Here is a 24414-nt window from a genome sequence, read left to right on the forward strand (position 1 = left end):
ATGTTATTCATTGCAATCTCTGCCAGTTTAGTAGGGTGTGATGAATGGTTGGATGTAAATAAAGATCCAAACAACTTAAGTGAACTAACAAGTCCGGAAGCAGTTATGCCGGTTGCTCAGTTAGCTATCGGAAATGCTTTAATGGGCTGGGACATGGGATTTGCAGGAGCTCTTTGGTCGCAATACTGGACTCAAGACCATACTTCTTCTCAGTTTAAGTTTTTAGATGAGTACGACGAAACAAGTTTCTCGACTGCTTATACCAATTTAGTGCCTTTTGCACTGAATGACTTGAAAGCAATAAAAGCTAACTCAGAAGTTGGTTCAGGCCATTATCTGGTTGCCGAAGCCCTTTCAATTTATACATGGCAGGTAATTACCGACACATGGGGTGATATTCCATATTTCGACGCTTTGAAAGGGGATGAAGGTTTATTTTCTCCAAAATTCGATTCGCAAGAGCAAATTTATGCCGACTTACTGGCACGAGTAGATGCTTTGCTCGAAATGAATTTTTCGAGTGCAGATATCAGCGATGATTACGACTTTATTTATAATGGTAATGTTAGCGCCTGGGTGGCTTTTACCAAATCTTTGAAGCTGAAATTAATGCTGCGTTTATCCGAAACTTCCGGATATAATAATGCCGAAGTACTTGTATTTGCAAAAGAGGGTGGCTTTATAACTGAAACAGCTAAAATAAGTGGTGAAATTTGGGAACCAAAGGATGGTAAACGTCATCCTATGGTTGAATTTGACGATGCGGGTTATTTCGATAACGTTATTGCAAGTAAAACTATCATCGAATTTTTGAACACAAATAGTGATCCGCGAATTGGAAGTTTATTCACAGCTACTTCTGCAGGTACTTATGTTGGTTCAATCCAAGGCGATTTTGCTTACGATGGAGATACCGATGGAAATGGAACGGCTGATCAGGACGAGGAATACAGTTTAGTAGAATTTGATAATAAGTCAGATCTGATTCTGATGTCTACGTGGGAAGTAAATTTCTATTTGGCTGAAGTTTATGCACGTGCAGGTGATTCAGCTGCAAAAAGCTATTACGATGCTGCTGTTCAGGCTTCGTTAGACTACTGGGGTGTAAGTGGTTCTGTTACCGGAGCTGGAGAATATGCAGAATGGCCTGCAGGAACTGTTGAAGAAAACATTAAAGCCATTGCAATGCAGAAATGGGTAGCTTATTGTAAGGTTCAGCACATTGAATCTTTTATTGAGCGAAATCGTACTAAATACCCTTCAGTAAATGCTGTGGAGATTAAAACTCCTACAGATCGTACCGATGTATACCTTAATTTCCCTGTTGGCGATTTTACTATTTCTGTAGCAGGACTTGGTAAATTGAGTAGTAACTTACCTTCTTCTCCAATTTACCCGAATGCTGTTATTACCAGAAATACGAATAAGCCTCAGCAAAAAACAAGCTTGGGACAGAAAGTTTGGTGGGATCAGAAGTCAGGAAAATAGTGAACTTTTAAATTGAATAGAAATGAAGAATATATATAAAATATTTAGTTTATTCCTACTCATTGGAACGCTGATGAGTTGCGAAAAAGATTCTGAAGATATCTCCAGAATAACCTATTATGTAGATATTGTTTTGGAAGGAGAATCTTCTGTTGCCATAGCTTTAGGAGAGCAGTATGCAGAACCGGGATATACCGCAATGGAAGGTGAAAACGATGTGAGTGAGAGTGTTGAAATTATATCAAACGTTGATAACAACCAAATTGGAGTGTACCAGGTTAGTTATTCTGCAACAAATCAGGATGGCTTTTCTTCATCAACTGAAAGAACAGTTGTCGTATATGACCCCGCAGCTCCTGATGTGGATTTATCAGGTACATACAATACAAGTGTTGTAAGAACGGAATCAGATGGCTCGAATCCTCGCCCAAGAAGCTCAAGTATTGAAATTACTAAAGTAGGTAACGGAGTATTCTATGTAAACTGTTTGTTGGGATATTACTATGCCGCAGGTTATGGCCCGGCATACGCAATGACAGGTTATATTAGCTTGAATGCCGATAACACATTTTCTTTGATTACCAGTCATGTTCAAGGTTGGGGTGATGGATTGGAAGCATTTAATAACGGAACATATAACGCAACAACCGGAGAATTATACTGGGAGTCGATATATGCCGGATCCGATATTTTTGCAGCAACCTGCACAAAGTAATTTAATTTTTAATAGATAAAACTGAAATAGAAATGAAAAGCTTAATAAATAAAATTTTAGGTTTATCCCTGCTTCTGGTTCTTTTTGCATGTCAGGAGGACCCGGATATTTGGGATAGCTCAACAGTTGCGCTTGATGGTAACTGGTATGTTACTTATGATCATGAGGTGTATGGAGTTGACGCTTTTGGTGTAGGTTATACACCTGTTTATACCTATAACACCGCTGCTGATAACGGACAAGAAATATGGTTGTCGGACGATGATAACTTTTGGAGCTATAAAGTTCGTATTCCTGCCAACCCTGAAGCCGGAACATTTGGTAGTTCAGAGGTAGTAACAAGCGTTGTTGATGGTTATGAAATTCAGGTAAAGATTGAAAACGGACAAATCTTTCCTGCAGCAGTTGAATTGCCTTCAGGTGTAATGGCCGATAGTATCTATTTTGAGGTTTGGTTTGAAGACCTTGAAGATGCTACTGGAATTGCTAATGACAAATTAATGGTTAGTGGTTATCGTCAGACTGGTTTTACAGAAGATGAGCATTAATAAAAAGTCAAGATTATAGAAAAGGCCGCTTCATTAATTTGAAGCGGCTTTTTATTTTCTCAAAGTCTTATGAAAATTAATAGCAAAATTTTCTTCAAGTTTTATTGACTCACCCTGATTGTGCCTTCGACACAATCGTCCCGCTCTGCGTGCAGAGAGGGAGTGAGAGAGAGTTTGCAAAAAATCGTTTAAATTTCATTCCAATTAGTGATTCCCTTGAAGCATGACTGTTTCATTCAGCAGGTTATTACAAGTCACCTGCTGAATTTTTTTAGGAGGTAAGGGATAATAATTGGCTTAACTTGCTAATAACAAAAGCTTCCCATTGATCATTTTGTTACCGTCGTAGCCGTACGAAAGCTTCACCGACTCCTATATAGTGCTTTCGCAGGCGTACGCTGCCATCAAATAGTTCTATTTACTGCTTTCGTAAGGCTACGAAAGCCTCACCGTGTTCTCAAAAGTCCTTTCGTACTGCTACGAAAGCTTCCCAGAGTTCTATTTACTGCTTTCGAAGGCGTACGCTGCCATCAAATAGTTCTATTTACTGCTTTCGTAAGGCTACGAAAGCCTCACCTTGTTCTCAAAAATCCTTTCGTACTGCTACGAAAGCTTCCCCGAGTCCTATTTACTGCTTTCGAAGGCGTACGCTGCCATCAAATAGTTCTATTTACTGCTTTCGTAGTGCTGCGAAAGCTCCACCGTGTTCTCAAAAGTCCTTTCGTACTGCTACGAAAGCTTCCCCGAGTCCTATTTACCGCTTTCGTAGACGTAATAAAAAAATAACGAAACCTTTAACGAAAAGCACAAAAAAAGACCGTCTCAAAACGAAACGGCCTTACTTTTTACTTTTTGTTTTTATTAGTCGTAGCGATGTTCATCTGCGCTAGGCCTATCACTATCGCACGCACATATTTTATCCAATCCTTTTTCGTATTGCTCCAGTGCACGCAGGCTCATTCCCATGTTCGAGAATCCACCGTCGTGGAAAAGGTTTTGCATGGTTACTTTTTTCGTCAAATCAGAGAAAAGAGTTATACAGTAATCGGCACATTCATCACCGGTTGCATTACCAAGTGGCGACATTCTTTCCGAGAAGTCCAACAAACGGTCGAAACCTTTTACTCCGTTTCCGGCAGTGGTAATGGTTGGCGACTGCGAAATGGTATTTACCCTAACGTTACGCTCACGGCCATAAATATAACCGAAACTACGGGCAATCGATTCCAGCAATGCTTTTGCATCGGCCATGTCGTTGTAACCAAAGAACGAACGCTGTGCCGCAACATACGACAAGGCAACTACCGATCCCCATTCATTAATGGCATCCAGTTTACGTGCCACCTGAAGTACTTTGTGAAAAGACACTGCAGACACATCGAGGGTTTTGTCCAGGTAGTTATAATCCAAATCACTGTAATGGCGTCCCTTTCTTACGTTTGGCGACATACCAATAGAGTGTAAAATGAAGTCGATTTTGCCACCTAAAACCTCCATCGATTTTTTGATCAGGTTTTCCAGATCCTCAACATTGGTTGCATCGGCACCAATAACTTCAGCATTAATTTGCTCTCCCAATTGATTTGTTTCGCCCATACGAATGGCAACCGGGGTATTTGATAATGTCACTGTGGCTCCTTCTTCATGTGCTCTTACTGCCACTTTCCAGGCAATTGAATCGGGATTTAGTGCCCCGAATATAATTCCCCTTTTTCCTTTTAGTAAATTGTTACTCATAATTTGTTTTTATGAAACGTGTATGCCATTAGCATACACGACAATGATTATAAACAAGCGAAATTCATCTGTTACTATAAAATATATGCAGATAAAAATTCGCCTGCAAAGTTAATTCAGTTTAAATAAATTATTCACGAATGATCATTTTTCAGCTGTTAAGTCTGCTTTTTTAACTTTTCTCATCGAATTTTGTTCAATAACATTCGAAAATATGAATGATAATCGCGAAAAGCTGTGTTATAATCTTTCAAATAGCAGTTGCTTTTTTTAGCTTTGAAAGCAAATAAAAACTGTTACCTATGAAACGAATATTCATGCTGTTTATAGCAACAACTCTATTCTTTAGTTGTTCTACAAACACCAAAAAAGAAGCAAAACAAAACACAAAAATGGAAGTGAATCCGGAAATAAAAAAGAAGGCCGACGAATTTGTATCGTTTAAATTAACTACCGATTTAAGCGTACTTAGCGAGAATGAAAAGCAAATGTTGCCGATTCTGCTCGAAGCCGCCAAATTAATGAACGACATTTACTGGCAGGAAGCGTACGGCGATAAAGACGAATTGCTGAGCCAAAGTTGGGATGAATACACCCTGAAATTTATAAAGCTGAATTATGGTCCGTGGGAGCGTTTAAATGCCAATAAACCGTTTTTACCCGGATACGAAGAGAAACCGGCAGGGGCAAATTTCTATCCGACCGATATGACAAAGGAAGAATTTGAAGCCTGGGACGACGAAACAAAAACAAGCCTGTATACCCTGATACGCCGCGACGAAGACGGTGCTTTAAAGTCTGTACCATACCACATCGCATTCGGAAAGGAAATTAGAAAGGCTGCCGATCTTTTGCTTCAGGCAGCAGAACTGGCCGAAGATGCCGGGCTGAAAAAATATCTCGAAGAAAGATCACAAGCATTGCTCACTGATGAATATTACGCCAGTGATGTTGCGTGGATGGAAATGAAAAACAACACCATCGAGTTTATTATTGGCCCCATCGAAAATTACGAGGACCAACTTTACGGTTATAAAGCAGCACACGAATCGTTTATCCTGATAAAAGATAAAGAATGGAGTAAGCGACTGGAGAAATATGCTGCATTGTTGCCGGGATTGCAAAAAGCCTTGCCTTGCGAGCAGCCATACAAAAACGAAACGCCGGGCGTTGATTCGGATATGAATGTTTACGATGCCATTTATTACGCCGGCGATTGTAATGCTGGGAGTAAAACCATTGCCATCAATCTTCCAAACGACGAAGAGGTTCGCGAAACAAAAGGTAGCCGTAAACTGCAGTTGAAAAATTCGATGCAGGCTAAGTTCGATAAAATACTCGTACCAATTGCCGATCTGTTAATTGCTGAAGATCAGCGCCAGCATGTAAAATTCGATGCTTTCTTCGAAAATACCATGTTTCATGAAGTGGCGCACGGTTTGGGATTAGGAAGTACAATTGATCAGAGTACTACAGTTCGTGAAGCCTTAAAAGATGCCTACACTTCAATTGAAGAGAGTAAAGCCGACATTCTTGGGTTGTGGTGCGTTTACCAGTTAAACGAAATGGGCGAGTTGGGCGAAAAAGAAATGATGGACAACTTCGTAACATTTATGGCCGGCATCTTCCGCTCGGTACGTTTTGGCGCTGCCAGTGCGCACGGTAAGGCAAATATGATGCGTTTTTACTATTTCCAGGAAATGGGAGCTTTTACACGTGACGAGGCCACCGGAACGTATCGTGTTGATTACGAAAAAATGAAAGACGCCATGATGAACCTGTCGGAAATTGTTCTTAAAATTCAGGGCGATGGCGACTACCAGCAGGCCAAACAAATCCTTGAAGAGAAAGGCTTTATTCGCGAAGCACTTCAAAAAGACCTGGACAGGATAGGAGAGGCCGGTATTCCGCGCGATATTGTTTTTGAACAGGGAGCAGAGGTTTTAGGACTTTAAAATACAATCCGGGAAGAATTAAACTTCCCGGTTCTTTTTTCTCCAAAATTATTCTTCGTCGTATTTAACTCCCCGTTAACAACAAATTCGGTGCATTCAAGGTTATATTTGTAAGGTGAATCAGATAAAGAACATAGCGGTTTTATTTCTGGGAATGATATTTCTGTTGTCAACTTCCGGATTCGTTTTGTACAAAAGCTATTGTGCATGTTCAGGCGAGGATTACACCAGCATTATCGTAAAACCTGCAACCTGCGAAACCGATTTTCATCAACATCACAAACACGATCTGTCGAACAACGAAATAAGCTGTTCTGAAGGCGAATGTCATGAATGCCAACCAACAGGTGATCATTCAGATACCTGCGGATGTGAAGCGCCTGAATCGATTTTTATGAAATTGATGGATAAGGCGGTTAATGATGAAGTAAAGTTCGTCGCCGTTCAGCCGGTTGAATTAAAAGTGTTCAGCGCCGAAATTCTTTGGGAACAGAAAACGAATAAGGAGGACAACCTCAATAAACGTAATTATGCTGATCCTCCGCCCAGGATAAAATCCTCTCTCGACTATCTTATCCATATTCAACAACTTAAAATCCCTTCGTTAGCTTAAGATTGGTTCTGTGTAATCAGAATACTGCAGTTTTTGCAGCAATAAAATTGTGCATTTCTGCATTCAATGTAGATCACACGCTTTGAATTATAATCTTAAGAATAATGAAGAAATACATATTACTTTTATTGATCCTGTTTCCGTTTCTCACGAAAGCACAGTCTGTTTCAGGTGTGGTTTTTAGCGACGAGGCGAATGGGAAACAGCCGCTTCCGGGGGTGAATGTGGTTTGGGAAGGCACCAGCGAAGGTACTGCCTCAATGCCCGATGGAAGTTTTACTTTAAAAAACAAACCGGGACGAAATAAGCTGGTCTTTAGTTTTGTTGGTTACGAATCGCAAACTGTTCGTGTGAGCGATAACGATCCTTTGGAAGTGGTACTTCAACCCAATCTTGAATTGGAAGAAGTGACAGTGATTCAAAAGGATCGGGGAACTTATTTGTCGGTGATTAATCCCATACAAACCGAAAATATTAGCGGAGCCGAGTTGCACAAGGCGGCCTGCTGTAACCTGGCTGAAAGTTTTGAAACCAATCCTTCGGTGGATGTTAGTTACAGCGATGCCGTTACCGGAGCCAAGCAAATAAAGCTGTTGGGACTCGACGGAACCTATTCGCAACTTCAGGTGGAAAATATGCCTGCATTGCGTGGTTTGGCAACAACCTTCGGATTAACCTATATTCCCGGACCGTGGCTGGAATCGATTCAGGTTTCGAAAGGAGCGGCTTCTGTGTTGAACGGTTACGAATCGATTGCCGGGCAAATCAATGCAGAATTGAAAAAGCCGGACAGCGAGGAAAAACTTTTTCTGAATGTTTTTGGCAACGACGAAGGCCGTTATGAATTTAACGGAAACACAAATATTAAAGTAAAAGGCGATACACTTACCACCGGTATTTTTGTACATGCCAGCGATGTGTCGAAAGAAAATGACCATAATCATGATGGCTTTCTTGATTCACCGCTTTCGAGTACTTTTGAGGTGGCCAACCGCTGGAAATACAATAACCATAAAGGCGGTATGGCTCAGGCCGGATTTACTTTGCTGTGGAACGACAGAATGGGAGGTCAGGTTGGTGCCAATAATGATATGATTCCTTCCGTCGACAACCCGTATGGTGTTAATATTGAAACCAACCGGGTAGATGCATTTTTTAAGTCGGGTATTGTATCGCAAGATAATCACCGTGCCTTGGCAATTTTGACCAATTTTGCCCGTCATGAAACCAAATCGTATTACGGCTTATCGCGTTACGATGCCGATGAAACACGTTTTTATGGCAACCTGGTTTACACACAGGATCTGGATATAGCGGCAATTCATGTGCTAAATAGCGGTGCAAGTTTTATTTACGACGATTTTAACGAAATGCTTTACAATCAGGATGTACAGCGCACCGAAAAAGTTCCGGGGATATTTACGGAATACACTTTTAAACCCGGCGATAGGCTAACCCTGATGGCCGGAATTCGTGCCGATTTCCATAACATTTTTGGGAATTTTGTTACGCCACGTATGCATTTCCGTTACCAGTTTGCCGACCATTACACCATTCGTACAAGTGCCGGAAAAGGCTACCGCACTGCAAATGTAATTTCAGAAAACACATATTTGCTGGCCAACTCTCGTCCAATCAGCTGGACCGAAGATGCGGTTCAGGAAGAAGCCTGGAATTTTGGTTTTGCATTTATTCAGAATTACAAATTACTGGATCGCGACCTGAGTATCAATGCTGAATTCTTCCGTACCGAGTTTCAGCAAAAATTGGTGGTCGACAGGGAAACGTCTTCTGAATTTATATACCTGTTGCCTTCAAACGAAAAGGCGTATGCTAATAGTCTTCAGTTTGATGTGCGCTGGCAACCTGTAAAGCGCCTGGATATGTTGCTGGCTTACCGTGTTAATGATATTAAAGAAACCATCGGCGGCGAATTAAAGGATGCGCCTTTAACCAGCGATTACAAGGGGTTGATCAATTTTAACTACACCACCAATCTGAAGAAATGGATGTTCGATTACACCATTCAGTTTAATGGTGGCGGGCGCATCCCGCGTGTTTATGAAGAGTGGATGAATCGGGCAGATATCGCGGGAGATATTTTTGAGTTTTCGCCCTACACAATTATGAATGCACAGGTAACGAAATATTTCCGCTACTGGAATATTTACCTGGGGGTGGAGAACCTTACTGATTTTACGCAAAGTAATCCGATTGAAGGCGCCGACGATCCATTTGGCGAAAATTTTAGTGCTACCAACATTTGGGGGCCAACAATGGGTAGAAAAATCTACCTCGGATTACGGTTTAATTTGAATTATGAATAACCAGCTAAAAGCGAAATGCTTGATGCATAAAAAATGAACAAGATGAAAAAACTGATTTTATTATTTACAATGGCAATGTTTATCGGTTTTGCCGGTAACGAAACATTTGCACAGAAAAATGAGAATAAAGTAGTTTGCTTTAAAAGCAACATGGACTGCGCCGACTGTGAGAAAACAGTTTCAGAATACCTGAAATTTGAAAAAGGGGTGAAAGACCTGAAAATTGATCACGTCTCAAATACCATTTTAGTGGAATATAAAGACGGCAAGAATACGGATGATAAACTGGCCGAAGCCATTGAAAAGAAAGGTTACAAAGCTGATAAGATTACCAAACAAGAGTACGAGAAAATTGTAGCTGAAACGAAAGAAAGTAAGTAACAGTTCCATTAGGAAAGAAAATAATCGCCTGATTAAGATGAATAAAAGGCTGTCCGGTTTTGGGCAGCCTTTTTTTATGAGGTGGAAATTATACTAACAAAAGTCATAATGCGCTAATTATGAAATCATTTTACTGGTTGTCTATGTCATAATTTTCGTACTTTTCACTTCAAATTCGTAAAATTATGTCTGAACAAAAATTCATTTCCGCTAAGTCGACAGCGTTTTTATTGTGCGTTTGTGCTGCTCTTTTCCAATCGTGTAATAGCGAACCTAAAATTGAAAAAGAGCTTTATATTCCTCAGAACATCTATAAAGTTCCCGAAAACAACGACTTCACAAATCCGGAAAGTGAATTTAGCAACAAACACATGGTGGAGAGTGATAATTTTGCGCTATTCTGGCATAAAGAATACGGCGATGATCCGATGGCTAATCCCGACTCAACAAAACGTTTTGATCCGAAATACGCCATAGAAGAATGCGAGCGTTTTTACAACTACTATGTTGATGAACTGAAGATCGTAGAGAAAGGAAATTCGCTTACGGACAAGTATAAAATGTTGATCATTGTTTTTGGCGGCGATGAAGCAACTGCCTTTGGTGGCGGGGAAGAAGATAAGATTGGAATGCTTTGGACACCCGCTGTTCGCATCAATAAAAAGCCTTATGGAGCACTGGCTCACGAGCTGGCGCATTCTTTTCAATATGTTTCAAGTGCTGACGCCGGAACAGGACCACGCGGACCAATAATGGAGATGTCGGCGCAATACATGTTGTGGCAGGTTTACCCGGAATGGATGACATTCGAAAATTACCACCTGGTAGATTTTATGAAGCAAACGAATTATGCGTATTTACATCCGATCAATATGTATCATTCGCCGTATGTGTTGGAATACTGGTCGCAGATTCATGGCAAAGAGTTTTTGGGCCAATTGTATCGTGCAACACAGGAAAAGGACGATCCGGTGATGACTTATAAACGTTTGACTGAAATTGACCAGGAAACATTTAACGATGAAATGTTTGATGCTTCACGCCGGTTTATTACCTGGGATCTCGACCGTGTTCAGGACGTCGCACATCAATATGCCAATCAGCACCAGTGCAAATTAACAACTGTAGCTGATGGTTGGTACAAAATAACAGCTGAAAATTGTCCTCAAAACTACGGGTATAACGGAATTCAGCTTAACGTTCCTGGAGCCGGAACTGAGGTAGTTTTGGATTTTAAAGGAATTGCCGGTGCAGATGGTTATAATGCTGTAAAAGTGGATAAAGCAGGCTGGCGCTATGGTTTTGTGGCTTCGTTAAAAGATGGCAGTCGTGTTTATAGCGATATGCTAAAGGCAAATGAAAGCAGTACGAAATTTACCGTTCCTGAAAATACCGAGTATTTGTGGCTGGTAGTAATGGGAGCGCCAACAGAGCATTGGCCAATTGTTATGCGCTGGGGAAATGATGCAGAAGAGACACCTGAAGAAAATTGGCCATACCAAATTAAACTCGAAGGAACAACACTCGCTACTTCGGTTATTGGTTAGATAGGGTTCATTTTTATTTCACATCTTTGTAAATAAAAACCATGCAATCCATAATCGACCACATTGAAATTACGGTTAAGGACCTTGAAAAGACTGTGTCGTTTTATGATCTGTTTTTTCCATTGCTAGGATTTTCACTCGAAAAGAAAACTTCGGTTTATATTGCTTCGCACGACAAGCACGTGGTTGAATATTCCCATCCGAATCTTTGTATTGCACTCACTTCTCCACGAGAATCGTTAAAGGAGGATACTGTTCACCGGCGCCGGCCGGGAGCACTCCATCACCTGGCATTTAAAGCTGAATCGCGCAAAGAAGTTGATGGCGTATATTCCAAATTAGTAGAAATGAATGCGGATATTGTAAGTGCACCACGTATGTATCCGGAGTATCACGAGAGTTATTATGCGGTTTTCTTTAAAGCTCCTGACGGGATCAAGTTTGAGGTGGTTTGTCAGCGAGTAGAATAAGCTCCACATAGGAAGGAATAATAGGCAATTGCCAAAATAACAGTAGGCATTTTATTATTCTAATTTTATCACAGAGTTTCACGGAGAAGTTACAGAGTTACACGGAGACGAAAGACCAATGTTGCAAATACAATTTAACCATTTATCAGTTTCACAATTATTTCCCATGATGCCATCAAACTCCTAACATTAAAGCATTTATGCATGCCTCCAAACTAACACCCAACTTCAGACCCTCAACCTCCAATAACAAATCATTACCATTGTAATCAAAGCCTGTCAATCATCCATCAGGTTGTTAAACAATAAGTAGCTTCGCAATAATGGAGCTCAAACAGAAATACAACAACTTCCCGTTCAAGCCATCAAAAGTACCGTTCTTTTATGGATGGGTGATTTTATTTGCCGCCACCATTGGTGTATTGTGCAGCGCGCCCGGACAAACAACAGGGGTTTCAACGTTTACCGATTATCTGATCGATAGCATTGGCATTAGTCGCGACCAGATCAGTACCGCCTATATGTTTGGAACCATTGCCAGTTCGTTTATTCTTACCTATGCCGGGAAATTGTACGATAAATACGGCGCACGCTGGGTGGGAATGGCTGCAGCGCTTACACTGGGTTTTGTTTTGGTTTTGTTCAGCCAGTCCGACCGCATTATCAAAGCCATCGTTCCGCAGCGTTCAAACATTTATGTAGGTGTGGCAGTAGCTACTTGTATCGTGTTCTTTTTTATGCTGCGTTTTTCGGGGCAGGGTGTAATTACCATGGTTTCGCGAAATATGCTGATGAAGTGGTTTATCGCCCGCAGGGGATTGGTAAACGGTATTTCCTCAGTATTTGTTTCGCTCGGATTTTCCATTGCTCCGCTAAGCTTCGATTTGTTAATTGTTGGAACTTCGTGGCGCTGGGCCTGGTTGATTATGGCAATGGGAATCGGTGTTGGATTCTTCCTGTTTGTGTTTATTTTCTTCCGCGATAATCCTGAAGATTGTGACCAGATTCCCGACGGGGAAAAACACGGGAACAAAGAACACGATGTAATCATAAAACCCTTTAAGCAATTTACGCTGAAAGAGGCGCGTAGCGGACTGACTTTCTGGTTGTTCGTATTGCCATCAGCCATTTATGCCATGTTTATTACGGGTTATGTATTTCACCTGGTTTCGGTTTTTGGCGAGGCCGGCATCGACAAAGAGCAAGCACTATCGGTGTTTATTCCCATGTCGATGATTTCGGTGGTACTTGCTTTTGTTGGCGGATGGATTAGCGACCGCATAAAACTTCAGTACCTGCTTTACTTTATGCTGGCCGGAATGGTAGTGGCTTTAATCGCACTGGCAAATATTAACACCGGCTTTTATTACTACGCTTTTATAATTGGCAGTGCTATCCCAAGCGGCATGTATAACGTGCTGTTAAGTGTTACCTGGCCACGTTTTTATGGCCGCGATCACCTGGGAAAAATCACCGGCTTTGTAATGGCCATTATCGTTTTCTTTAGCGCTTTGGGGCCAATCTTTTTCAGCTTATCGCATTCGCACCTGGGAAGCTATTCGTATGCCATTTATACCTTACTCGGAATTATATTGATTATTTCGGCTATTAGTTTTAAAGCGCATAATCCGCAGGATGCATTTGAGCGTTAGGCGACTCAATCTATTTTCAAAATCTTTATTTATCTTAGGATTTCTAAATCAAGAATCATGAAGAAGATTGATAATGTTGATGCTTATATTTCCGGATTTCCGACTGATATTCAGGATAAACTTATTCAAATACGCGAAATAATTCGAGAAAATGCTCCTGATGCTATTGAGGGGATTTCGTATGGTATGCCTGCCTACAAGTTGAATAAAAAGCCCCTGGTTTATTTTGGCGGCTACGAAAAACACATCGGTTTTTATGCCACTCCCACGGGGCACGAAAGATTTAAAAATAAGCTGGCCGTGTATAAACAGGGGAAGGGATCAGTACAGTTTCCAAACAAACAGGCTTTGCCGCTTGATTTAATCGCAGAGATTGTAAAGTTTAGAGTTGAGGAAAGTAAGCAAATGAAATAAGCGGGAATCCGATTTTTTCAATACTCCCGCAAACCCGACTCAATATATTCCAGTTGCCATATTCTGAACAGCAACGGATCATCAGGTATTTCCGACGGTTCGGCAGCAAGCAGCCTGTCTATCTTGTCTTTCATTGCTGAATCAATCGCTACCGTATTCATCACTGCCTGGCGCGAAAAATAGTAGGTTTTGTTTTTTAGCTGAAACTCTTGAAACGCCATTCGATCGGGCTTCACATCAAAAATACGTATCGAATCGTAGCCAATTCCTGTGCCGTCATAGCGCCGGATATAACCGTTTGGTGTAAGCACATCTTCATCGTTGGCCAGTGCGGTAGCTACCTTATTGCGAAATCCTGCTTTCTGAAAACGGTTTTTAAAATGAAAGGAACAGTAGTTTATGCCAATATCGATGGAATGGTCGTGGGCATAAGCAATGAGTTCCAATGCTGTCAGTTCCGACTCTAAAACCACCGGCTGCTCGGCATGAATGTAAGTGTAGTTGTGTTTCGACAATTGTTTTACGTTGTGTGGAGTAAGGCGCAATTGGTGCAAATTGAGGTTCGAAACACCTGCTTTTACCATTTCGGGCAATAGCTTTTTTAAACGCTCCAGTTCTTCGGGTACCGCCGGAATTTCGATGGTGATTACGGGAATGATACCTATAGCCGCTGCAATTTTATCGAGCCGGAACGCTGTGGCACCAATATCAAAACGAACTTCGTTAATTCCGGCTGCCGCAAGTTTTCTGAACTTTTGCGTTTCGGCCAGAATTCCGTTGGTATACATCCAGATATAGGTGTCCGGATTACATTTTCGTCGCACCTGTTTCAGGTAACTCAATGTGCGGTCGAACTGTAGCAAAGGTTCACCACCGCTAAAACTCACGCCTTTAAACCGGAAATGATCTACGTATTCGGCAAATTCCGCCGGATCGGCAAAACTCAGATTTTGGGTGGTGGGCAAATGGTCTTCCTGTTGCGATGCCGGGCAGTAAAAACACGAGGCGTTACATTTTCCGGTAATAAACAAACAGCTCCATTGCCCAAGGCCGCAAAGCTTGCACCCGTTTGATAGTTGTTTGTAATACGGTTTGGTGCCTTTAAATAAAATATTCTCCGCCTTTTCCAGTAAAACAACTTTTTTCTCCTGCGCTTCGTGGGCAGAATAGCTGTTTAACCATTTAAGGTTTGTCCACTCCGAAAAAGCAGACTTATTGTTGTTAACCAACTGATTCAGCCAGTTATAATACGTTTTCATTTCAAAAAAGAACGATCAAATGAATAGTTATTGAATTAAAATATGGGGGCGGTATGAAATGAAAATTTTATAGTTCGGAAAATATGTACAAAAACAGGAGCATCTTTTTCCGGTCGTCATTTGCCGTTTTGTTCGATTGTATTTTGATGTCTGTTTTCATTTATTACAAATAGATGCAGTAAAAATAGACAAATTCAAAATAGAAAAGTAAACTACAAAAAATATAATTGAGCAGGTTTCTGATTCTCCCGAAAAACCTGCTTCCTAAAAATTCTGAATAATCTCATTCGCTTTCCTGCAATTCTGCGTAAATTTGCTTTTATTGCATTGTTATTTAAAAATTTTAGAAAGATATGAGACGAATTCTTTTCGGATTATTGATTGCCGCCATGATGTTTACTTTTGGCTGCAAAGAGAAAAAAAAGGAGAACAAACTTCCGCGTGTTGCCATTGCCGGTTTGGCCATTGAATCGAGCACCTTTTCGCCTGCACAGTCGGGTATTGAGGCCTTTCATGCACGCCGCGGAGACGAGATATTCAGTTATTATCCGTTTATGGACGATACGGCAGCTACGCGTCAGCGGGCCGAGTGGTTCCCTACTTTGCGTGGTCATGCGCTGCCCGGAGGAATTGTAACCCGCGAGGCATACGAAACGCTGGTTGGTGAAACGCTTGACCGTTTAAAGGAAAATATGCCTTATGATGGATTGTTTTTTGATATTCACGGCGCAATGAGTGTGGTTGGGTTGGATGATCCGGAAGGCGATTTTATCGAACGTATTCGTAAAATAATCGGCGATGATGTGCTTATTTCTACATCGATGGATTTGCACGGAAATGTAACGGAGCGACTGGCACATTATAGCGATATGATCACCTGTTACCGCATGGCACCGCACGAAGATGCTATTGACTCGAAAAAACGTGCTTTAACCAATTTGCTCGACCGTTTGGAGAGCGGTTTGGGCAAACCAAAATACAAAGCCTGGATTCCGGTACCGATATTATTACCAGGAGAAAAGACAAGTACCCGAATCGAACCGGGCAAAAGCCTTTATGCTAAAGTTGCCCCGGCAGCAGCGCGCGAAGGTGTAATTGACGCAGCTATCTGGGTGGGCTACGCATGGGCCGACGAGCCCCGCAATCGTGCGGTGGTTATGGCGTATGGCGACGATGAAGAGGCTGTAACAAAATCGGCCGAAGAACTGGCGCAGGCCTTTTGGGATGTGCGCGAACAGTTTGAATTTGTGGCTCCGGTAGCTACACTGGATGAATGTCTCGACAGGGCAATTGCCTTTAAAGAAAAACCATTTATCATCAGCGATATGGGCGATAATCCTACTGCCGGTGGTGCCGGAGACGTTACCTGGACATTAAACGAAATCCTGAATCGGAAAGAATTCAAAAAGGAAAACGGACCATCGTTAATTTATGCATCAATTCCCGGACCGGACCTTGTGACCAAAGCTGTTGAAGCCGGTGTTGGCGAAACTGTTACCGGCATGGTTGGTGCCGAAGTTGATGATCGTTATTGCGGACCACTTGAACTAACGGGCCGTGTAGAAGCCATTAAAGAGGGCGATCGTTATGCCGAAACCGAAGTGGTTATTAATGTTGGCAGTGTTGATATTATTGTGACTAAAAAACGGAAGCCCTATCACCACGAAACTGATTTTACTGATTTGAGCCTGTATCCGCGAGAAGCGGATATTGTTGTTGTTAAAATTGGTTACCTGGTTCCGGAGCTTTACAATATGCGCGCCGGTTGGTTAATGGCACTTACTCCCGGTGGCGTTGATCAGGATTTGGAACGACTGGGGTACAAACGTATTCATCGCCCAATGTTCCCGCTTGATAAGGACATGGCCGATCCTGATCTTTCAGCACGACTGATTCCACTGGCTGACGAGTAAAAATAAAGGCGTTTGTGCAAATGGTGCAAGCGCCTTTATTTTTAAAACAAATTGTCAATCGTTATTCTGCTAACGATTTTTTCTTTAGTTTTAAAATCCAATAATAATCTAAACCAATAAACATGAGAAAGTTATTTTTCCCTCTAATTATTTTATTCGTTTTTACCGCTTGCCTGAATAAAGTTCCGGTGGGAGAGTGGCAAACCATTTTTGATGGCGAAACACTGGATGGCTGGAAAAAAGCCGGCGAAAATCCTGAAAGTATTAGCGTTGAAGATGGAATGATAAAATGTGCCGGAGAACGGTCGCACCTGTTTTATGAAGGCGATTTTAAAAACTTTGAATTTGAAGCCGAAATAAATGCGCAGGAACATTCAAATTCGGGCGTATTTATTCATACCGAATATCAGGAAGAAGGATGGCCGTCAAAAGGCTACGAAATTCAGGTGAATAATTCGTATCGTGGCTCTGTTAAATTTCCCGAGCGACGAAAAACCGGAAGTATATACAATGTGCGTAACGTTTATTATCCGTTGGCCGGAGATAACGAGTGGTTTACCATACGCATTAAAGTGGTAGAAAATGTTGTAGAAGTTTTTGTGAATGATGTTAAGGTGAATGAATACATCGAGCCTGAAAACCCTTGGAGATGGAATGGTGGCGAAAATACCAAACTGAGCCATGGAACATTTGCTTTGCAGGCTCATGATCCGGGCAGCACAACTTATTACCGAAATATCCGGGTAAAAGCACTTCCTGAAGCAGAGCCGGCAATACCTGAAGTGGAAAAAGAGTGGGATGCAAAAGTTACCAAACTGATGTTTGCCGGTTTTCCGTTGGTAGATTACCACGTACACTTAAAAGGCGGTTTAACGCTCGACGATTTGGTGGAGAATTCGCAACGTTTGGGAATTAACTATGGTGTGGCACCAAATTGTGGCCTTCATTTCCCGGTAACCGACGATGAATCGTTGTATGCGTACATGGATGAAGTAAAAGGGAGCCCAACATATAAAGGTATGCAGGCTGAAGGACGCGAATGGATCACGCTATTCTCGGAGGAAGCGGTGGCTAAATTCGATTATATTTTTACCGATGCCATGACTTTTACCGATAGAAAGGGACGACGCAACCGTATTTGGATACCCGAAGAAGTGTGGGTGGACGATAAGCAGCAGTTTATGGATGACCTGGTTGAAAAAATTGAAGCCATCTTCTCGCAGGAGCCGGTTGATATTTATGTGAATCCAACAGTTTTGCCCAATGAATTGATGCCGGAATACGAACAGCTTTGGACAAAAGAGCGCATGCAACGTGTGGTAAAAGTATTGGCTGATAACGGAATTGCCTTGGAAATAAATGCCCGTTATAAAACACCAAATGCAGAAATGATAAAAATGGCCAAAGAAGCCGGTATAAAATTCTCCTTCGGGACAAATAACGTAACCAAAAACCTTGGCGAGTTGGAGTATTGTCTTCAAATGCTGGAAGAGTGCGAATTAACGCCAAACGATATGTTTGAGCCCAAACCCGATGCTGAAAAACCGGTAAACGTAAAAGGATTACCCGATAAAATTACGGGATAAATTAATAAATTATGATTCCCATGAATCACTAACAGTGATGAAAAAAGTGCAAACTTTCAGCGAACTCTCCCTCATTCCCTCTCTTCAAGAAGAGAGGGACGATTGTGTCGAAGGCACAATCAGGGTGAGTCAATAAATTTTGAAGCAGATTTTGTTACTAATTTTTATTGGACTTTTAGAAAAAAACGGGTAAGAACAAATAGATCTTACCCGTTTTTTATGGGAAATAACTATCGGTCAATGAAACTCTATCCTTGGGCTGAATTCATTCAAAATACCTTTTTTCTCTACCGCAAATTCAATCAGGTCAACTGCCTGTTCATTCGTAAATGATCCGCGGTTAATTGTAAAATCAAAAAATTCCTCATGAAGGCTGCTTTCTTTTAAGGCTTTGCGAAATGCTGCCCGTTCTTTTTCAACGTTTTCGATAAAAGCAATCGCCTCGTTCCGGTTGAGTTTATTATTCGTCATAATGGTATTTATCCGGTACCCAAGCGGTGCCGTTAACCTGATGTGTAAGGCATTTTTAATATCGCTGGCAATAATATGGCTGGCGCGTCCCACAATTATACAATGTCCTTCAATTGCAAGCGTTCGAACCACTTCTTTAACCGTTTTTATAATCCGCTCTTCACTTTTGTAGCGCTTATCACGAAAGGCTTTTAAAATCTCTTCAAAAACATAGCGGTCGGTCTTTTTAAAGGTTTGCCGTACCATCTCCGGATCCAGATCCAACTCCTTGGCGCTTTCGTAAAATATTTCCTTACTCAGTACATTCCACGAGCCTTTTGCGAGTTTTTTATTGAGTCGTTCAGCTATTAGCCGTGCCAAAACCAGACCATTACAACCCACTTCGCGTGATATGGTTATCACAGGTCCTGCTTCACTCATGTTGCCATATTCACGAGCTTTTGCCTCTTTCAGGCGACTGTTCAGATAGTTCATCAATGAATTTCCCATAATTTCCAAGCTTTGTTACACTCTTGATTACGCTAATTCTGGTAATCATGTTATGTTTTTGTCTATGATTTTGGTGTGAGATTATACTGCACTTTCAATTTTTATGAATATTAACCGCATTTGTGCCAATTATAACTATCAGAATGTCTGGGTTTTGATTGGTTGTTGTTTTTGGTGGTGACAACAGTCAGTTCAATTCTGAACACGAAGCGCTATCTTTAACTTCTATTAAATCTTATTACATTCTAAATAATTACAGAAACAGTATCTTCGTGAAATTTTTATAAAACTGCACAATATGTTTGACAAAAATACTTACATCGATCGTAGAAATAAATTTAAATCCAAAGGCTTAAAAGGTATCGGATTATTCCTCGGAAATGGCGAGTCGCCAATGAACTGTTTGGATAATACTTATCATTTTCGTCAGGATAGTTCTTTCCTGTATTTCTTCGGCCTTGATTTTTCCGGGCTGGCCGGAGTAATTGACTTTGAAAGTGGCGACGAATACATTTTTGGAGACGATGTTGAGATTGACGACATTATTTGGATGGGGCCACAGGTTCCTTTAAAAGATAATGCCGCCAAAGTGGGAATTACACAAACTGCGCCATTTGCAAAACTTTTTGATGTTGTTAAAAAGGCGATGGATTCAAACCGTAAAGTACATTTGCTACCAGCTTACCGTGGCGAAAACAAGATTCTGCTGGAGAAACTAACGGGTATTTCTTCATTGTCGGTTCAAAATTATGCATCGCTGGAGTTTATTAAAGCCATTATTTCAATTCGGGAAATTAAGGAAGCGCAGGAAGTGGAAGAAATTAAAAACGCCTGTGCAACTGGTTATCAGATGCATGTAGCGGCAATGCGCATGGCACAACCCGGAACCTGGGAGCAAAAAATTGCAGGAACTATGGAAGGAATTTCATTTGCCGGTGGCGGAATGGCTTCATTTCCAATTATTCTTTCGCAAAACGGCGAAACATTACACAACCACGATCATTCGCAAATTCTTGAAAAAGGCCGATTGATGTTATGCGATGCCGGTGCTGAATCATTGCTTCATTATGCATCCGATTTTACGCGTACTACTCCGGTTGGCGGAAAATTTTCTAATAAACAGCGTGAGATTTATGAGGTGGTTTTGGCGGCCAACAATAAGGCTACCGAACTTACCAAACCGGGTGTAACTTATTTATCGGTTCATTTAGCTACAGCCGAGGTAATTGCCGGCGGATTAAAAGAGCTGGGGCTGATAAAAGGCGATGTAAAAGAAGCAGTGGCCGCCGGAGCTCACGCTCTGTTTTTCCCACACGGTTTGGGACACATGATGGGATTGGATGTTCACGATATGGAAGATCTGGGACAAATTTATGTGGGCTATGATGATGAAATCAGACCGGTCGATCAGTTTGGAACAGCAGCTTTGCGTTTGGGGAAACGTCTGAAACCGGGCTTTGTAATCACCAACGAACCGGGCTGTTATTTTATTCCGGCGCTAATTGATAAATGGCAGGCCGAAGGCATAAACAAAGATTTTATAAACTTTGATAAAGTGAATGAATATCGCAATTTTGGCGGAATACGACTGGAAGATGATATTTTGGTTACCGAAACAGGTAGCGAAATAATAGGAGAGCGGGTTCCGATTGAACCTGATGAAGTTGAAAAGATTGTTCAACAAGGATAAATCACAGAGAGGCATTCATAGTTGTGGATGCCTTTTTTTTAATATCCGGTGGTAAAAATAGTCCATCTCGGATAAGAGCTCGTCACGCACGGCACAACATCTTTCACGAATTTCTTCCTGCGATTTTGCCCCTTTATACGGGCTTTTAAACCCCAAGTGTAATTTTCTTTTATAGTTTACTTTCGGAATTTTTAACTCTTCAATTGTTCCTTCGCCCACCGTTATCAGGTAATCAAAATCCATATTGGCATATTCCGAATAACTGTGCGGCACATTTTGTTCTAAATTTATTCCTGCTTCGCCCATCACTTCCATCGCAATCGAGCTAACATGATCCACAGGATCTAATCCGGCAGAATAAATGTGAAGATTGTCATCTTTGAAGTTTCGAAGTATGGCTTCTGCCATTTGGCTTCTGCATGAGTTTCGGTTGCTTAAGAATAAGATACTTATCCCATTGTTTTAGATTTAAGTTGGTGTCTGTTTTTATTTCAAAAAGGTAATTTACTATAATTCGATCACAATAAAAATGCCTTATATTTTGATAATTAAACTTTTAACCATGTTTAGAAACATGATTTCAGAACATAAAAAAAAAAAACAAAGCCGGTGAATTGAAAATATGATATGACTCTTTTCGTTAAATGTAAAATTAAAGTATCAAAATCCAGCTAAAAAAGCTCGTACAGAAGATATTAGCCCAATAAATGCACAAAATATTATTTGCTAACCAATTGAAAACCAATTGCTATAAAATTCGCGAATTATTATTTTCTCTGATTAATTGAGTATTAATAGGGATTTCCCTATTTTCGTAGGTGAATGATATCATGAAAATCGTTGCAATACGATGCAAAAAAATACTGTAAATGGAACCTAAAGATCTAAAAAACTCGGAAGAGTTAAAGCGTACGGAGAATACTGACCTTGAGAATTCTGAAGTTAAACCAACTTCGGAAGAAGCTGCAAAATCGGATGAGCCGAATACTGTTGAGAATGAAAAAAGTGTTGAACCCACCGAGGAAAAAACACCTGAACAGCCGCCGGTGGAACCTGTTGAAGAAATTGTGAAAGAAGAGCCAAAAGCTGAAGTAGCAGAAGAACCACAAAGTGAGTCGGAACCCGAATCAATTTCGAAAGAAGAAAGTACAGTTGAATCAACTGAAGATTTCGAAGAAACTGCTGAAGAAAAAGTAGCAGAAGAAACACAACCGGAACCGGAAGTTGCAGCAGCAGCAGAAACAGTGCAGGAACAACCAAGCGAAAGTGAAGAAGAAAAAGTTGAGCATTTAAAAGAAAAAAAGCCGGAAAAAAAAGAACCGGTTGATTATTCTAAACATTCTCAGGTTGAGCTTGTAAATGCACTCCGCGACGTACTTGAAAGGGACAATGATATCAATATAAAAGAAGAAATCGACACCATTAAAGCGGCGTTTTATAAGAATCTGAACGAGAATATAGAGGCCGATAAGAAGAAATTTATTGCTGATGGCGGTGCTGAAGAGGAATTTAAAGCCGAAGAAGATCCTTATGAAAAAGACATTAAAGATCTGCTAAAACAATACCGTCATATTCGTATTGAGCACAACAAACAACAGGAGAGTGAAAAAGAAGAAAATCTGCAGAAAAAATATGATGTAATCGAAAAGATTAAAGGATTGATCAATAACGAAGAATCGATCAATAAAACCTTTAATGATTTTCGTGATCTTCAGCGAGAATGGCGCGAAATTGGCCTGGTTCCGCAATCAAAAATGAAGAATCTGTGGGATACTTATCATTTCCATGTGGAGAATTTCTACGATTATATCAAAATCAACCGCGAACTGCGCGATCTGGATCTGAAGAAGAACCTGGAAGCGAAAATCAAACTTTGCGAAAGGGCAGAGGAGTTGCTGGTTGAAGAGCCATCAATTCTGAAAGCATTTAATACCCTTCAGAAATATCACGAACAGTGGCGCGAAATTGGTCCGGTGCCACGCGAGCAAAAAGACGATATTTGGGAACGTTTTAAAGCGGCAACAAATAAGATCAATAAAAAGCATCAGGAATTTTTCGAGAATAGAAAAGTTGATCAAAAGAAAAATCTGGAAGCCAAAACAGCGTTGTGCGAAAAAGCTGAAGAGATCATTCAGGAGGAAATTTTGAATCACAAGGAGTGGGATGAAAAATCGAAGCAACTAATTGAATTACAAAAGGTTTGGCGAACAATTGGATTTGCACCACGAAAGGATAACAACAAGATATACGAGCGTTTCCGTATTGCCTGCGATGCATTTTTTAATGCCAAGCGCTCATTTTACTCTAAAAACAAAGAAGAGCAACAAAATAATCTGCAGTTAAAAACCGATTTGTGCGTTCAGGCAGAGTCGTTGAAAGACAGTGAAGATTGGAAAAAAACAACTCAGGACTTTATAAATATTCAGAAAAAATGGAAGGAAATTGGTCCGGTGCCACGCAAACATTCCGATATCTTGTGGAAACGTTTCCGTGCTGCGTGCGACTTTTTCTTCGATAAAAAATCAGTGCATTTTACTGATGTGGATACCGAACAGGATGATAATCTGAAATTGAAAGAAGACCTGATTAAAGAGGTTGAAAACTTTAAACCGGTTGACAACGTTGAAAAAAATCTGGAATCGCTTAAAACTTTCCAACGCAGATGGACCGAAATTGGCCATGTTCCGTTTAAAAAGAAAGATGAAATTAAAGTTTTGTTCCGGGATGCCATTAACAAACTGTTCGACGATCTTAACCTTGATGATGAAAAGCGCAACCTGTTGAAATTCAGAAATAAAATGTCATCGTTCTCGGAATCATCGCGTGGGCAAAACAAGATGCGCATGGAACGCGATAAGTACATGAACAAAATGAAGCAGCTGGAAAACGACCTGGTGCTGCTTGATAATAACATTGGATTTTTTGCCAAATCGAAAAATGCAGAATCGTTGATTGAGGATGTGAAAAAGAAAATTGAAGTAACGAAGCAAAAAATTGAATTGCTGAAAGACAAAATCCGTGTTATTGATGAAATGGATAATGACTAAAGAATACATTATATTGTAATATTTAAAAGCCGGTTTTTACCGGCTTTTTTATTTCCAGAGGTTATTTTTAAGGTGCCGAGAATAACGTAGTAAAAATTTTATGTGCTAAAAT

General features: G+C 40.8%; 19 protein-coding genes. 15 read left to right on the top strand and 4 right to left on the bottom strand.

Annotated features, from left to right (window positions below):
• The 3 genes from G4420_RS16795 to G4420_RS16805 are packed head-to-tail and all read left to right on the top strand — an operon-like array spanning position 1 to position 2751.
• Positions 1-1488, top strand: a complete 1488-nt coding sequence (locus G4420_RS16795; RefSeq protein WP_204273723.1) for a SusD/RagB family nutrient-binding outer membrane lipoprotein — start codon at positions 1-3, stop codon at positions 1486-1488.
• 22 nt (positions 1489-1510) lie between these two features.
• On the top strand, positions 1511-2203 hold the full coding sequence (locus G4420_RS16800; protein WP_163325098.1) for a BT_2262 family domain-containing protein: 693 nt from the start codon (positions 1511-1513) through the stop codon (positions 2201-2203).
• A 32-nt stretch (positions 2204-2235) separates the two neighbouring features.
• Entirely contained in the window at positions 2236-2751 is a 516-nt protein-coding gene (locus G4420_RS16805) for a lipid-binding protein (protein ID WP_163325099.1), read from the top strand.
• 861 nt (positions 2752-3612) lie between these two features.
• Here the strand turns inward: G4420_RS16805 and G4420_RS16810 are convergent.
• Positions 3613-4488 carry an enoyl-ACP reductase FabI gene (locus G4420_RS16810; RefSeq protein WP_045032984.1) on the bottom strand — a complete coding sequence of 292 codons (876 nt, stop codon included), beginning with the start codon at positions 4486-4488 and terminating at the stop codon, positions 3613-3615.
• A 302-nt stretch (positions 4489-4790) separates the two neighbouring features.
• On the opposite strand from G4420_RS16810, the gene G4420_RS16815 reads away from it, so the two are divergent.
• The 8 genes from G4420_RS16815 to G4420_RS16850 all read left to right on the top strand — a co-directional run bounded on the left by G4420_RS16815 (position 4791) and on the right by G4420_RS16850 (position 13847).
• Positions 4791-6443 carry a dipeptidyl-peptidase 3 family protein gene (locus G4420_RS16815; protein ID WP_163325100.1) on the top strand — a complete coding sequence of 551 codons (1653 nt, stop codon included), beginning with the start codon at positions 4791-4793 and terminating at the stop codon, positions 6441-6443.
• Between the two features lie 115 nt (positions 6444-6558).
• Positions 6559-7056, top strand: a complete 498-nt coding sequence (locus G4420_RS16820; protein WP_163325101.1) for a hypothetical protein — start codon at positions 6559-6561, stop codon at positions 7054-7056.
• 104 nt (positions 7057-7160) lie between these two features.
• On the top strand, positions 7161-9383 hold the full coding sequence (locus G4420_RS16825; RefSeq protein WP_163325102.1) for a TonB-dependent receptor: 2223 nt from the start codon (positions 7161-7163) through the stop codon (positions 9381-9383).
• 42 nt (positions 9384-9425) lie between these two features.
• Positions 9426-9764, top strand: coding sequence for a heavy-metal-associated domain-containing protein (locus G4420_RS16830; protein ID WP_163325103.1), 339 nt, complete (start codon positions 9426-9428; stop codon positions 9762-9764).
• 185 nt (positions 9765-9949) lie between these two features.
• Positions 9950-11311, top strand: coding sequence for a DUF6055 domain-containing protein (locus G4420_RS16835; protein ID WP_163325104.1), 1362 nt, complete (start codon positions 9950-9952; stop codon positions 11309-11311).
• A 41-nt stretch (positions 11312-11352) separates the two neighbouring features.
• Positions 11353-11781 carry a VOC family protein gene (locus tag G4420_RS16840; protein ID WP_163325105.1) on the top strand — a complete coding sequence of 143 codons (429 nt, stop codon included), beginning with the start codon at positions 11353-11355 and terminating at the stop codon, positions 11779-11781.
• A 323-nt stretch (positions 11782-12104) separates the two neighbouring features.
• Positions 12105-13433 (top strand): MFS transporter, encoded by a 1329-nt coding sequence (locus tag G4420_RS16845; protein ID WP_163325106.1) that lies wholly within the window; start codon positions 12105-12107, stop codon positions 13431-13433.
• A gap of 57 nt (positions 13434-13490) precedes the next feature.
• Positions 13491-13847, top strand: coding sequence for an iron chaperone (locus tag G4420_RS16850; RefSeq protein WP_163325107.1), 357 nt, complete (start codon positions 13491-13493; stop codon positions 13845-13847).
• 17 nt (positions 13848-13864) lie between these two features.
• On the opposite strand, the gene G4420_RS16855 is transcribed toward G4420_RS16850, so the two are convergent.
• A complete protein-coding gene (locus tag G4420_RS16855; RefSeq protein WP_163325108.1) occupies positions 13865-15106 on the bottom strand; it encodes a radical SAM protein in 1242 nt (413 codons plus the stop codon).
• A 353-nt stretch (positions 15107-15459) separates the two neighbouring features.
• On the opposite strand from G4420_RS16855, the gene G4420_RS16860 reads away from it, so the two are divergent.
• Together G4420_RS16860 and G4420_RS16865 are read left to right on the top strand one after the other, a co-directional pair.
• Entirely contained in the window at positions 15460-17019 is a 1560-nt protein-coding gene (locus tag G4420_RS16860; protein ID WP_163325109.1) for a M81 family metallopeptidase, read from the top strand.
• Between the two features lie 122 nt (positions 17020-17141).
• Positions 17142-18605, top strand: coding sequence for a DUF1080 domain-containing protein (locus G4420_RS16865; protein WP_163325110.1), 1464 nt, complete (start codon positions 17142-17144; stop codon positions 18603-18605).
• Positions 18606-18842: 237 nt separating this feature from the next.
• Here the strand turns inward: G4420_RS16865 and G4420_RS16870 are convergent, their stop codons facing one another.
• Positions 18843-19565, bottom strand: coding sequence for a cytidylate kinase-like family protein (locus G4420_RS16870; protein WP_163325111.1), 723 nt, complete (start codon positions 19563-19565; stop codon positions 18843-18845).
• Between the two features lie 298 nt (positions 19566-19863).
• On the opposite strand from G4420_RS16870, the gene G4420_RS16875 reads away from it, so the two are divergent.
• On the top strand, positions 19864-21255 hold the full coding sequence (locus G4420_RS16875) for an aminopeptidase P family protein (protein ID WP_163325112.1): 1392 nt from the start codon (positions 19864-19866) through the stop codon (positions 21253-21255).
• Between the two features lie 15 nt (positions 21256-21270).
• Here G4420_RS16875 and G4420_RS16880 read toward each other — a convergent pair whose 3' ends face one another.
• Complete coding sequence (locus G4420_RS16880) at positions 21271-21708, bottom strand: arsenate reductase/protein-tyrosine-phosphatase family protein (protein WP_317165263.1); 438 nt, start codon at positions 21706-21708, stop codon at positions 21271-21273.
• A 416-nt stretch (positions 21709-22124) separates the two neighbouring features.
• On the opposite strand from G4420_RS16880, the gene G4420_RS16885 reads away from it, so the two are divergent.
• Positions 22125-24302 carry a DUF349 domain-containing protein gene (locus tag G4420_RS16885; RefSeq protein ID WP_163325114.1) on the top strand — a complete coding sequence of 726 codons (2178 nt, stop codon included), beginning with the start codon at positions 22125-22127 and terminating at the stop codon, positions 24300-24302.
• Positions 24303-24414 lie beyond the last annotated feature (112 nt).

The sequence above is a fragment of the Draconibacterium mangrovi genome (assembly GCF_010586825.1).
In the GTDB taxonomy this organism is placed as follows: domain Bacteria; phylum Bacteroidota; class Bacteroidia; order Bacteroidales; family Prolixibacteraceae; genus Draconibacterium; species Draconibacterium mangrovi.